11 protein-coding genes and 1 pseudogene are annotated in these 12,771 nt (G+C 49.5%); 9 read left to right on the top strand and 3 right to left on the bottom strand.

Annotation, left to right across the window (positions count from 1 at the left end; all coding sequences use genetic code 11):
- Window positions 1–413: 413 nt before the first annotated feature.
- Window positions 414–668 carry a hypothetical protein gene (locus VE954_RS09165; RefSeq protein ID WP_324951906.1) on the bottom strand — a complete coding sequence of 85 codons (255 nt, stop codon included), beginning with the start codon at window positions 666–668 and terminating at the stop codon, window positions 414–416.
- Window positions 669–1,324: 656 nt separating this feature from the next.
- On the opposite strand from VE954_RS09165, the gene VE954_RS09160 reads away from it, so the two are divergent.
- From VE954_RS09160 to VE954_RS09140, 5 genes are all read left to right on the top strand, one after another.
- Complete coding sequence (locus VE954_RS09160) at window positions 1,325–1,690, top strand: hypothetical protein (RefSeq protein ID WP_324951904.1); 366 nt, start codon at window positions 1,325–1,327, stop codon at window positions 1,688–1,690.
- Between the two features lie 54 nt (window positions 1,691–1,744).
- Window positions 1,745–2,503, top strand: coding sequence for a hypothetical protein (locus VE954_RS09155; RefSeq protein ID WP_324951902.1), 759 nt, complete (start codon window positions 1,745–1,747; stop codon window positions 2,501–2,503).
- An 8-nt stretch (window positions 2,504–2,511) separates the two neighbouring features.
- Complete coding sequence (locus VE954_RS09150; protein ID WP_324951900.1) at window positions 2,512–3,645, top strand: radical SAM protein; 1,134 nt, start codon at window positions 2,512–2,514, stop codon at window positions 3,643–3,645.
- Window positions 3,646–3,656: 11 nt separating this feature from the next.
- Complete coding sequence (locus VE954_RS09145; protein ID WP_324951898.1) at window positions 3,657–4,961, top strand: aKG-HExxH-type peptide beta-hydroxylase; 1,305 nt, start codon at window positions 3,657–3,659, stop codon at window positions 4,959–4,961.
- Between the two features lie 362 nt (window positions 4,962–5,323).
- A complete protein-coding gene (locus tag VE954_RS09140) occupies window positions 5,324–6,322 on the top strand; it encodes a hypothetical protein (protein ID WP_324951896.1) in 999 nt (332 codons plus the stop codon).
- A 52-nt stretch (window positions 6,323–6,374) separates the two neighbouring features.
- Here VE954_RS09140 and VE954_RS09135 read toward each other — a convergent pair whose 3' ends face one another.
- Window positions 6,375–8,927, bottom strand: coding sequence for a PAS domain-containing hybrid sensor histidine kinase/response regulator (locus tag VE954_RS09135; RefSeq protein WP_324951894.1), 2,553 nt, complete (start codon window positions 8,925–8,927; stop codon window positions 6,375–6,377).
- 215 nt (window positions 8,928–9,142) lie between these two features.
- Between VE954_RS09135 and VE954_RS44165 the strand changes: the two genes are divergently transcribed.
- The 4 genes and pseudogenes from VE954_RS44165 (at window position 9,143) to VE954_RS09125 (ending at window position 11,931) form a co-directional block, all read left to right on the top strand.
- Complete coding sequence (locus tag VE954_RS44165; protein WP_414698986.1) at window positions 9,143–9,304, top strand: transposase; 162 nt, start codon at window positions 9,143–9,145, stop codon at window positions 9,302–9,304.
- A 153-nt stretch (window positions 9,305–9,457) separates the two neighbouring features.
- Window positions 9,458–9,874, top strand: a pseudogene (locus VE954_RS44160) (transposase); the annotation flags it as partial.
- A 126-nt stretch (window positions 9,875–10,000) separates the two neighbouring features.
- Window positions 10,001–10,669, top strand: coding sequence for an O-methyltransferase (locus VE954_RS09130; RefSeq protein WP_324951893.1), 669 nt, complete (start codon window positions 10,001–10,003; stop codon window positions 10,667–10,669).
- Window positions 10,670–11,184: 515 nt separating this feature from the next.
- Entirely contained in the window at window positions 11,185–11,931 is a 747-nt protein-coding gene (locus tag VE954_RS09125) for a hypothetical protein (RefSeq protein ID WP_324951891.1), read from the top strand.
- 399 nt (window positions 11,932–12,330) lie between these two features.
- Here VE954_RS09125 and VE954_RS09120 read toward each other — a convergent pair.
- On the bottom strand, window positions 12,331–12,771 hold a 441-nt coding region (locus VE954_RS09120; protein ID WP_324951889.1), incomplete at its 5' end, for a GNAT family N-acetyltransferase.

Raw genomic sequence — 12,771 nt, 5'->3', positions numbered from 1 at the left:
CGCGGATAGCGCTAAAAAAGTGAGTTTTAATGGGAGCATCCCAAATGTGCAAAAATAAATCAAGAAATATTATTCGCGAGAATTCATCGCGAATAAAAACATTGTGAGAGTTTGTGGGATTGATTTGAACTTTTAGAAAGTTGGTACCCATGAATTCTCCTCAATAGTCACTTGTTAGATGCTCATTTCATCGAAAAAATGCCAAAAACATTGCTCTCTGTATGAGATTCCAGATTACATACCAATTAGTATGTAAGCAACTGTTGCTGATTTTTGCCTGTGATTTTAGGTTGGTACAATATCAAAAAGGTCGCTGATCGGTTTGATGCGGCTCCACGCGCTCATACTGCTGGAGCTGGGACATGATGCCCAGTCCAGCCGTTGTTACAGGCGACGCGATCAAGTGATTGGAATCAGTCTGGAACGCGGTGTTCCTCGCAGATGATGTCTTCTTCAGAAAATTCGACGTCGTTGGCCAAGAGGATGTCTTTCAGTTCCACCCTGGCAAAACAAGCGGAACGGGAAGACACTGTGAATTCCCCGTAAGTGCAGGTGCCAACAGCCTGATGATACACCGGGCAGAGTTTTTCAATAGGAGGACGGGCGGTAGCTGAGCCGGCGACGCAAAGAAAGCTCAATCCAAGTGCTATCGAGTGCAAACGCTTCATGCATGTTTCCTTATTTGTGGAAGGTGAGATATGACAGCAGACGCTGTGTATGGAATCCGCTCAGCAAAACAGATGCCAAGTCTGGGGAGTGCGTGCTCCCAATCAGGGCATCGTATATGCTGGTATTTTTATGATCATGGGCTCAGCTTATTATTTCAATTCAACGTGACGTCCAATTTCATGGACATGCGCTGTCCAGAGCATCCAAAAGTAGGACAAATTCCCAAGTGGCTTAGGGGCAAACCGAACGACTCGTGCTTGGATTATAAGTGGTACTGGCGATTCTAAAACAAAGCTTCTTTTTCTCCGCAGCTTGAGTTCCCACCACTTTTGCAATCGCTCCCTGGTGCTTGAAGATCCGACCGTCGAGCCGGCCAGCTGCATATATCAACTTGAGCGTGTGGCTGAACAAAGGTAACTGCCCATATTGCCAGAATTCTGCGGCTACTCCTGGGAATAGCCACCAGCTGATTGTCGAGAAGTGACTTGGACTCTTCGATAAATTCCATCCCTCCTGCGGTATTTTGACCTGCTAATGTTATTGGCAGCAAATGCTTCGCGCTTTCGTTTCATCCTCAGAAATTCTTGCAACTGAGTCCGGAATCTGTCGCAAGAGTCGCTGTAATTTTTAGGAGTCAATGATGAGTGATAGCAAAATGTCAAAGATCGGTACACTTTCCGCCGTCCTTGCTGCCCTCGGGTCGGCTGGGGCTACTGTCGCCAAAGCAGACATCGGCAGTTTGGCTGCAACGGAGCTTAAGTTCGACGCCAGTCAGCTGCTCGTTGGCAAGGAACTTTCCAAGTATCTTCTGACTGACAAACTGGTCATCAGCAAGATTCTGGTCGGCTCCAAGCTGGTCAATGTAGCCACGGGTTACAACCAAACCAATGAATACACTCAAGGTGGAGGCTCCGACAGCTTCCGTCAGTATTCACAGACCGTCAGTAGAACTCCCCTCGACCGCTTGGTGCTGTCGACCTCCATGCTGAGCAAACTCAAAACCCTGAATTACATCCGCTGATGAATTCGGCAGCCTCTCCATCCGAGAGGCTGTTTTCTTGGCAAGGAGAAGGAAATGCTTTCCAGAAAAAGAAAAAAAATCTGTCTGATGAGCCTTCTCACTGGAGTCTTCCTGCTGGTTCTCCTTCATCGCGTCTCGAATACTCAGCAAGCGTTTCAGGCTCCAAATCGCCAGGAAGCTGCCGCCGGTCCCGAACCTTCGAAACCTCTTCCACCCATAGAATCAGGCTCAATGTCGACCCAATCGATCCGGAATTCTCAAGACGGCTCAGAAGCCGAACACCGCTCATCAGCGGCTCCCGTTGTTGATACTCCCACCATCGTCCATCCCAGTAAACAGGACGTCACGGTTACAGCTGCGAATGAACAGACCCGAGCCATACTCAATGAGTATCCCGCTTATGCAGATATTTCCAAACTATTCACATCCTCTGAACCCTTGAGTCAAAACCCTGAGCTTGTCAGCTGGATCAATCAGGTTCTAACAGGCGTCATCATCGATCCGAAAGACAATAAGAAGCACGCTGATTTCGTCTTCAATATGAACCTGGACTCAATCAGTGGCAAAGCCATGGTCACCTTCGATTTCACGGAGCCTAACGACAACTTCGGCCGCTACGATTCAAAGAACTCGTCTCCAGACAAGATATTCCGTTTCGTTCGACACAATAAGAATATCTCAGTCCTGATCGGATTCGAAGAGCAATGGTATGCCCACCTCGTGATTGATCTGGAAGGTTCTGCTGACAGAATATTTGGCAAGTTTTATCGAAACGACGGCTTTATTGGTGACATTCAACCCAACGATGTGTAGGAATTCATATGCAAGAAAAACCTTTTATTGCCCATCAAATCATTTTGAAAATCGCGTCGCGTTGCAACCTTTTTTGCAATTACTGTCATTGGTTTCGCGACAAGGAAGTTTTCAAGGAACCAAAAATATTCTCCGAAGAGATTGAAGATTTATTCGTCATGAGACTGCGTCGTTATCTCGAGAAATATGAAATCAAGGAACTTTCGCTCGTTTTTCACGGCGGCGAGCCTCTGCTTTTTCCTATGAAGCGCTATGATGCGTTCATCAAAAAGGTCGACAAAGTCGAGGCCGAGATGGACGTCAAGCTGCATCTCTCCATGACCACAAACGCGACCTTGATGACCGACGAATGGGCGCGATTCCTCCTGGAGCGTCGCATCTCGCCTGGGATCAGCCTTGACGGCACCGAAGCCATGCACAATGCTAACCGTGTGGATCGCTTCGGTCGTGGTTCGCATGCCAAGGTTGTCGAGGGCATCCAGCGACTCAGGGAATATGGCTTCGAACCAGGCGTGTTGACGGTTGCCAATCTCGATCACGATCCCGCCGAGCTCTGCGATTATTTCGTGAATGAACTGCAGATCACCGATTTTGACGTCTTGATCCCGAATTTCACAAGGGACGATGCTCAGAAGAACCTGGTTCGCTCCATTGCCGATTACTATATCAAACTCTTTGATCTCTGGTACGACATCTACAGTGATCGCGGCGTCAAAATTCGCTATTTGGAATCGCTCTCGAAAGTCGTCCTTGGCGTCCCAGGTTCAATGCAGGGGATGGGCGGCGCCACGCTTGCCACACTCGAGGTTCTTCCATCGGGATCGATTGAACCTCACGATGTTTTACGAATCGGTGGCAACCAAAACGTCAACACCAACCTGAATGTCCGCACCCATGATTTCGATGAGGTTTTTCAAAACCAGGTTTGGATGTCAGCCTTTCAAGCAGCGAAAAACCCCTGTGCCAGTTGCCTTGATTGCAACTATCTGGCTGCCTGTGGTGGAGGTGATGTGATGCATCGCTATAGCCAAAGCAATGGCTACGACAACCCTTCCGTTTACTGCCAGGATTTGCAGCGAATTTATCAGCATGCTTTCGATCGCATTGTGGCGGATTTGCGGCTTGAAGTGGCCAATCAATAAGAGGATCATCCATGTACTATTCTGCAACCCTCGCTCGTAAAAATAGGCAATGGATGCCTCAGTTCGCGGTTCCGCTCCGACACTTCGTCCTGGCTGATGGAGAGGCCATTGACCATGACAAAACCTTGGATTGGTATGCTGAACTCGTCAGTCTCCATGTGACTATACTCAAGGAGATCATGGCCAAGGAATTGGACAACGATCCCGATATTGCTGAACTGATGGCTCTGTTGGACTTAATGGACAATCTGCCTGGCGAGTGGAATCGGCAGTATCTGTGCCAACCAATATTTTGCATGTGGTTGAATCTGGTATTAAAATCCTTCGAAGACCATAGCAGTCTCAAGAACTGCACGGATCAGCTTTACACACTCCCACTCTTACTCATCTCTCTCTTGCAAAGCATCCAAGCGGATTTCCAGATGCGGATCTGGATCGGGAAAGCCGTCGATCCCATCGGTTTGTCCTGGGGATTGAGTGCCGTTAATCCAGGATTCCATACGCTGATCGTGTCGCCGAGCGCGCAAGAGATGAGCATCTGGCGGGATGAAGAGTGTCTTGCGACATGGTCCTATGATAGCCTGCAGCCGTTGCAAAAAAGTGCTAGCGTTTGCATGCATCGTCCCGGCTTGCTGGGCGTCTATGATCGTTATTATGCGCTGGATAGCATCGAAATTACGGACTACGAGCGATACGCCCACTTCGGTTGGAAAGACTACAAGCATCTGGACTATGATCAGAGCACCGCAGAAATTCTGCAGTACATGGACGCGTCCTTCACCTGTTTGGAGAGTGCGTGGCCAGAAGCTCTGCGAGGCATGCAGACCTATGGTCGGCTTCTGGCCGTTGGCTCACCCATGAATCTGGATTCCAATAATAGCGCCTCGATGAATATTTTTCCCTTTGCCCAGGCGTTGGAGGTCCCACTGAAGCATCCCCTGAAGAATCTGGAGAGCATGATTCATGAAATGAGTCACTGCAAACTCCACATCCTCTTGGCAGGCGAAAAGCTTTACCACAATGCCGATGATGACCTGAGCTTCCGTCACCCATGGCTGCCCATGGCACGACCCTTGCGCGGTGTGATGCTGGGTTCACACGCATTTCTGAACGTCCTGGAACTCTATACCCGCACATCTCGAACCTTGCCTGAAATGGAAGCCTTCTCGTGTGAGCAATTCGCGTTGCGTCAAGCCGAGGTCCAGCACGTCTTGTTTGAAGAAGCCGTTAAAGGTGATTTTACGCCCAAAGGTCTGGAATTTCTGACACTCATGCAGGATCGCTTTCGCACGCTCGCCGCTGAAATGCGCAGTTAATGGGCGCAAACTTGCCGCAAAAACCTGTTCCAACGCTGCTACTCTTTGGTGTCTGGGTCAGGCTGGCTTTTCGATTCGATCATAGGGTCCTTCCTTGTTTCGATCACGTTGCCCTAGGATGAGTAAGAAAGCTTGAGAATATTGAGCCCAGAAACGACAAAACGGCCGTTGATGCCCCTTTCTGCTCGTGCCGACCTGAAACGTGTCAGACAGTCGAGCGTGCGATCACCTGTCAAACAGAACGACATTAGAATTAAATCGATCACCCATAACACATAGTAATTTAAAGTATAAATGCTGACTCGCCACTTGCATAAGTGTGGTGCCCTCCGGGTATCCAGCTGTTGTAGTGGAGTTTTTTGATGCTGTTGCAGTGCTTGATTGTGATTGCCATTCATATGTTATTGGGCTGTGAAACAACAAAACCATCTAACGAGATACTTCTGTTCTTGAAGCCCAAAGGCTCTGCCATAGGGAAAATTCATAATGCGACTTATGTCGGCTCAAATAAAGACGTTGAGGTTATATTTCCTCAAGATATAGCCGGCAAAGAAATGAGTATTGCTGTTGTTGTAAGCCAACCGAATGGTGACAACATTGATAATCCTGGTTTCAGCCTTTACGATTCTTTATCTGATCTAAAGATTGACGCTGTGGTCAAAGAGGGGATGAAATCTTCTATTCGGCTTGGTTACAAAAAACCCAATCTTGAATCGCCAATCTTGACAAAGGACATTAGTTTCACTGGAACTCTTTTGTCCATAGATTTAGGTTCGTACGATAGAAAATCTTGCCAAAGCATCTTCTTGCCAACAAAAGGCGTCCATATCACCAATCATCATTGCATGTCGACTCAAGAGCAATGTAGTAAAGCTACTCTAACAGGAGTCTCAGTTACTGGGCGTTGTTCAAAAATTCTATATTCAAACATGAAGTACGACGTCACGGTATTCACAACGAATTTCATCGCTGACTCTAAAAACGTAGCTAAGTTGGATAATTTCCCTACTGATCCAAAGCTTGCCGTCATCATGTCCAGCTCTCGCAAAGTTTCGTGTAAAATCATGAAGGCTACTTCAAATGAAACTACGATCGACACGGTCGTGGATGAAAATGGATCTTTGAAGCTCGCAAGCATGCTCTATGACTGTGATAGAAAATTGGTCCTGGGCGATTCTGGAAGCCCCGTAATTTCGTCCGAAGGCAAGCTTCTAGGCATGATCTGGGGCTATTATTCGTTAGCAGACGACAAACAGGCCGCTGCATTTGTTCCATCTCACTACCTTAATCGAATACTCAGAACCATGCCTCAACCGCTTGAACCAAAATTGCGGAACATGGCTGATGCTGCAGCTCCGTGACGAAAACGAGACCTACGACAGCATGCTCGTCATGAAAACACCGCAGCCATGATCAGGCTGCGGTCTCAACCCCAGGCAGCCATTTGGCCAGAACCCTGGCGATTTCCTCCAGCTTAACGGGCTTTCCCAAATAATCGTTCATGCCGGACTCCAGGCATCGATCCATATCCCCCTTGATCGCATTGGCCGTCATCGCCACAATGGGAATCCTCGAAAAAGGCATCTTCGTGCTGCTACGGATGATGCGCGTAGCCTCATAGCCATCCATGTCCGGCATCTGACAATCCATCAGGATAATATCATAGGGAAGTGTGCGCAGAGCTTCCAGAACTTCATAGCCATTCGCGACCGCGTCCGCCTGCAAACCCAGCTTTTTAAGTTGCAAGATGGCCACTTTCTGGTTAATCGGATTGTCCTCGGCAATCAGGACGCGCACAGCCTTGTCCCGACTCACAAGTGGGAGGACGGGTTCATGCGTTGTCGAGGGGCGTTCCAGCTCACCGCCCTTTTTTAGATTCAGACGGAACCAGAAGGTCGACCCACGTCCCTCCTCGCTTTCAAAACCGATCTCCCCATCCATAAGCTGCACGAGACTCCGGCAGATTGAGAGTCCGAGGCCTGTACCCCCGTAGCGCCTTGTGGTCGAGGAATCAGCCTGGGAAAAAGCCTGAAACATACGATTTTTGGAAGAAGCCGGAATGCCCATGCCGGTGTCCTGAACAGTAAACAGAATACTGGAATACTCGGCACCGCTGCGTTCACTCCTCACCGACAGGCAGACTTTTCCCTTGGCTGTGAATTTGATGGCATTGCTGAGAAGATTCATGAGAATCTGTCGGATCCGACCGGAATCACCAATATATGCGATCTTTTGCAGGGACGCCGTGTCAACCACCAAAGGTAAGCCTTTTTGCTGCGCGGACAACTGCAAGGTTGAGCTGACATCATCGATGAGCTGGCCCAGATCAAAATCGACGAGCTCGATATCCATCTTGCCAGCTTCCACTTTCGAAAAGTCGAGGATGTCATTGATCACGGTCAGCAGCGCATCAGCTGAACGCTCGATGCTGTTGGCGAAGTCTCGTTGCTCAGCCGTCAGCCTCGTGTCCAGAAGCAGGCCCGTCATGCCAACGACACCATTGATGGGCGTGCGAATTTCGTGAGACATATTCGCCAGGAATTCTGATTTCAGTTTCGACGCTTCCACTGCGGACTTTTCGGAAGACATGAGTCTCAGTTTTTCTTCGGTCAGGTTTTCCAACGCCAGCACGCGATCGGTGACGTCAATCACAAAGCCTTCAAGTGCCAGCAATTCGCCGGTATCGGAGAAAACGCCGCGACCTTTCTCCCAAACCCAGATGGTATTTCCTGCAGACGTATTCACACGATACTGCAGCTCGAAAGGCACCTTGGCCTGGAGGCCCTCCTGGACTTTCTGCCAGACCCGGTCCCGATCCTCCTGGTGGATCACGTCGCTGTAGGAGAGGCCTTTATTCTCTAAAAAATATTCGGCCGTAAAACCAAGGACGCTCAGAACGCCTTCACTGACAAATTCCATCGTCCAGTTCTGATCATTCCGGCAGCGGTAGGCCATGCCGGGGACATTGGACAGAAGTGTCGCGAGGCGTCGCTGGGATTCATTCAGGTCGGCCGTGCGCTGCTGAATTCTGCTCTCAAGTTCGCTGTTGATTTTTCTAAGAGCATCCTTCGCAGCGGAACGCTGGGCGTCCATCTCATTAAGGTCACGGGCGCTTCTCCAAATAAAGAGGCAGAGGATGATGGTTGAAGAGAGAACAAGCATGGTGATGCCAAAGCCTGTTGCATAAAACTGACCTTTCTCGCCGACGGACAGAAACCAGCCCATCACGATGGGAATCCAGGCAGCCGGGACCAGCAACCTGCGGCCGGAAATGCTGCCGATGCCTCCACTGAAAAAGGATTTCATGAAACCAGCGTTTGGACGGGCTAGAAGCGTACCGAGCGAGAGCAGGATAAAACCCAAGGCCGCGTGGACAGCCATCTGGGTCACCTGTAGGAAGGATCCGACGCCAAAAAGGGTCTTGACCCCGTAAGCGTAGGCCAGCAGCGCCTGGAAAGGCAGAATCAAGGTTATCAAGGAAATATATTGAGAAGGGCGGTGACCTCGCTTCGTTTCCCAATCGATGACAAGAAGAGCCAGGGCCTTGCAGATAAAATTGAACGCTGTTTGCGCTGCCATACGCCCGGGATGGACGGTATGCACAGCCTGAAGGTTTTCGTGGAACAGGAGAAGGTCAATCCCCAAATCCCATCCGAACAGGTACTGCGACAGCGTTGCCGTCGCGACAAGGCAGGTAAAACAGCACAGGAATTGGGCGAGCCTCCTCTGCCAGGAAAATGAATTATTCAAATGCAGAAGATAAAGGGCAGCACCGAGAGTCGTGAAGCAGATGGCCGCGTTGGCTTTCATTTCCACGAAGCCCGGGATCAGGCTTTTCAAGATGCTGACATCGAAAATCCAGCCGACAAGGACCAAGGTTCCGATCAGGACTGTCGCTCCTGCCATGAGGCGAGAAACGTTTTGAAACTGATTGCTTTGAGGGGCTATTCGTTTCGAGAAATTCATCGGGTTCAGTCTCATCAATGGAAAACAATCCTGCAAATACCTATTTTCCCTGTTTCGACTGAGGGCGGCACATTGTTGACCCAGAGCGCATACCTTTTAGAAAACGTTAGTGCAACCTTTCCAAAAGGTAAAGAACGCCGTTGCGCCACCCGACATTTGCTGCCAAAAATGAAACCTTAAGCCGTGTCCTGTAAAGAGAAGGTTCATGAAGAACACTGGAATTTCCCTCAGACCGTCCCCGCAAAACTCCGAAAGGCGGAAGACCAAGACTGCAAAAGTTGAAACCTGTAGCTGATGCAGTATTCTATAAAATGCGGACTGGGTGCCAGTGGAACGCATTGCCTCGGGTATTCGGAGCCAGCAAGTACGATTCATGATTACTTCCAGGAGTGGATTGAGTTCGGTATTTTCGAGAGGATATGGGAACTGGCTTTGACTGAGTATGAAGAGCTCCGTGGCACATCCTGGAAGCATCAGTCTCTTGATACAGCGACGGTAAAAGCTCCGCTCGGAGAAAAAAAACTGGCAGGAATCCGACGGATCGGGGCAAACTTGGCAGCAAACGCTCCGTCCTGGTCGACAGGCGTGGCGTGCCGTTGTCCTGCGAAATAGCGGGTGCGAATATCCACGACCGCCGACCAAGAAACCAGCATCGCAAACGAATACACATCCATCTTGATAAAGGTTACGATTCAGCAGCTGTTAGGACGACTGCTAGACGTAACGGATATATTCCTCATGCCGCCAGGAGGAAAAGAAGAGATGGACGAGGTCGACCTGTCACGAAGCGTGACGTATACCGCTGGGTTGTCGAGCGAAGTCACTCGTGGGCGAATCAATTTCGCGCGCTAAAAATTCGATGGGAAAAGAAGCCTGTCAACTACGAAGGGCTGCTGCATCTCAGCTTCGCTCTTACAGAGCTTCGCTTTGCAGGGGTATTTGGATAGGCTTTAACTTGACAGGCAAATAACGTTGGTTTGAATTTTTGCTCCTATCGCCTAAATGCTTGTCTTTTTACTAATCGCGCCGTATCCATCAACTTTGGAACATGAACTTATGAAAGGCTAACAGAGATGAACCAGGAACAATGGACAACTGTCGACGACTATTTTAATGGGCTTCTTGTTAAACCCGATCAAGCTTTGGAGAAGTCTCTCCGCTTGAGCGACGCTGCAGGGCTGCCGCCGCATAACGTAGCGCCAAACCAGGGAAAATTCTTGCAACTTGTGGCGCAGATCCGTGGTGCAAAGAATATTTTAGAGATAGGAACATTAGGTGGATATAGTACAATATGGCTGGCTCGCGCTTTGCCCTCGGACGGGCGCCTCGTGACCCTTGAAGCGAACCCGCTTCACAGTGAAATTGCCATGAAGAACATTGACGAAGCGGGACTGGGCAACTTGGTAGAAATCAGGACAGGGGCCGCACTGGATCTCCTCAAACAGCTTGTTTCTGAACAGCATGAACATTTTGATCTCATTTTTATTGATGCCGATAAACCAAATAATCCAAATTATCTTGAGTGGGCGCTTAAGCTGTCAAAGAAGGGCAGCATCATCATTGGCGACAATGTTGTCCGTAATGGGGAAGTGGCTAACGCTGAGAGCCATGATCCAAACGTAAATGGGGTCCGGTCTTTTATTGAAATGATGTCTCGGGATCCTCGGATAGATGCAACCGCCATCCAAACAGTGGGCTGTAAAGGATATGACGGATTTACTATCGCAATCGTCAACAGCTGATCATGTGACAGGGCTCATTGATCTCCACAACCGAGCGCATCAATCTGCAACGCCAGACAGTGTGCTAAGAGCGTATGCGCACCCCCACATAGCTTGACCTCGAGTGGAGATATCTCCTGCCAGATGGGTATCTATATAGGCATACTAATGGAGAACAGTAGTCAACCCATAACTCCGACCTGCCAGAATCCAACTTTCAAAAAGAAGAGCTAATCGTTCCGGGATCAGCGAAGGAATGCTGATGCCTTTAAGAGCCGCCCTAATATTGCGCACGGAGAGATTAAAAGGACCGCCAGGCCCTTCTTTGTTCACGCTGGACGTTAATGAGACGAATGCTCAACGTGTGGCCGCCTTTCAGTGAAATGAGAAGAAGGGCAGTTGAAATCCTCTACGGCAAATGGCAGCTGAATTTGATATGACCATCTTAGACCCTACTATTATAATTCATTCATGTTCCGGTGGGTATGAATCCTGGGCGTGTTCATTTTATCAACTTCCGACTTACGAGATGAGTCATGTCCAAGACCTTTCCGTTCATTGTTTTCACTGCAGTCTCATCCACATTTTTCGGTGCATGCGGCCAAAGCAGTAAAAATTCGGGCGATCCGGACACAAGTGCCGAGCAACCAGCACACCAGGGTCGCTTTTATCTTGAAGAGAACTGTGAACAAATCAAAGAGAATTCAGAAACAGAATATGACGCCGCAACTCGGTTGGGATTTCTCGTGGAAGATGAGATTATCAGTCGCATCGGGATCCATTACAGCTCTCCGGACTGCAGGGCCGATACCCTTCAGGGATGGAGCCGTCATTGGGTTTACAAGCAAGGGACGTTCAACCAGCAGGAATTCGCTGGAACGACACTTGATTGGAAGGAAGAAGATGCGCGGCTTGTCATTGGGCAATCCGCAGCCGAAGCAGAAAGCTTCCTGGATGCGAGCCGCGAGATAACCTTGAAAATCCTCGATTTTACCGAATCGAGTGACCAAAACTATATTGTTCGAGCGGAGGTTGGAAATCTTGGGGAAGGTGCGATGCCGAGCATCAGCTGCTTCGGAACTCCACTTAAACTGGAAAATCCCAGTTCCGGCGGCAATATCTTCACCTTCAGAGCAAGCCCGAATCTGCATGATGACAGTCCCCGGATTCGCGATCATTGTTCTATTCTTGTGGGATTTCCTCAGGGACCAAACCTGTTGACTCACATTATAGGGGTCAGCGAGGAATTCATGTTGGATTTTCGGGCAAAAAGTGATCGCTGAATCTGGAGCTGCCCTTGCGGCTGGCGCACCGCGAGGGCTCACGTTTTCTGGTAAACCAAACAGTTAGAGGAAGGCCGATCAAGGCAACTGCAGCAGAGGCACAGATGATGCTGACAGAGATGTCTCTGTAAATACGATCCTGCTGGATTAACATTGCGCCCAGATTCGCAACAAAGTGCACCGCAATCGACCCAACCAGTTCATGCCGTAGGAACGCAATCCCGCAGAACAAACCAATGCCAAGAGTGGGCAGCAGCCTGAAAAGGCCCGGTTCCGGAGTTCCGATCAAGAGAGAGACGATGAGGTGGCTCCCCGCAACCTGCCCGAAACATGACCCCGTGGAGGCCTTGCCATGGGCGGATTTTGCATTTTTTACCAAAATGCGAAATCTGATGTCTTTTAATCCACTCTATAATGATCACCAGCTGCGGGTAGCAGTTCAAGATTCATTAGCAGCTCTAACTCGCCGTCTTCGCCAGCCGTGGGCGAACCTAGGGGATGAAAGGCGCATTTTTCCAGCACGCGACATGAGCCGAGATTCCTGGCTGCGACATAGGCATGCAAGGGCCGTGTTCTTTCATGATGGGCCAAAAATTCAGTCAGCGCAGCCGTTGCGACTCCACGCCCCCAAAAGGCGACGCCGAGCCAATAGCTGATAAGTCTGAATCCATCCTGATCCCAACTTCCGATATTACCCGCCACCTCGCCGTCGGCAACTATTGTCAGAGCTAGATTGCGGGCATTTCCTAGCACACTGCTGCGCCAATGCCTCATAAATGGTTCGCGCTCACGTGCGGGAAACCTAGCAACTCGGTTCCCCTCAGGTTCACATTGTTGGAG

The sequence above is a fragment of the Oligoflexus sp. genome (genome assembly GCF_035638955.1).
Taxonomy (GTDB): domain Bacteria; phylum Bdellovibrionota_B; class Oligoflexia; order Oligoflexales; family Oligoflexaceae; genus Oligoflexus.
This window is presented reverse-complemented; position numbering and strand designations above follow the sequence as displayed.

Coding starts and splice junctions, on each gene's coding strand:
- VE954_RS09160 (WP_324951904.1), top strand. CDS start 1,325: ATGTCAAAGATCGGTACACTTTCCGCCGTCCTTGCTGCCCTCGGGTCG.
- VE954_RS09165 (WP_324951906.1), bottom strand. CDS start 668: ATGAAGCGTTTGCACTCGATAGCACTTGGATTGAGCTTTCTTTGCGTC.
- VE954_RS09140 (WP_324951896.1), top strand. CDS start 5,324: ATGCTGTTGCAGTGCTTGATTGTGATTGCCATTCATATGTTATTGGGC.
- VE954_RS09135 (WP_324951894.1), bottom strand. CDS start 8,927: ATGAATTTCTCGAAACGAATAGCCCCTCAAAGCAATCAGTTTCAAAAC.
- VE954_RS09130 (WP_324951893.1), top strand. CDS start 10,001: ATGAACCAGGAACAATGGACAACTGTCGACGACTATTTTAATGGGCTT.
- VE954_RS09125 (WP_324951891.1), top strand. CDS start 11,185: ATGTCCAAGACCTTTCCGTTCATTGTTTTCACTGCAGTCTCATCCACA.
- VE954_RS09155 (WP_324951902.1), top strand. CDS start 1,745: ATGCTTTCCAGAAAAAGAAAAAAAATCTGTCTGATGAGCCTTCTCACT.
- VE954_RS09145 (WP_324951898.1), top strand. CDS start 3,657: ATGTACTATTCTGCAACCCTCGCTCGTAAAAATAGGCAATGGATGCCT.
- VE954_RS09150 (WP_324951900.1), top strand. CDS start 2,512: ATGCAAGAAAAACCTTTTATTGCCCATCAAATCATTTTGAAAATCGCG.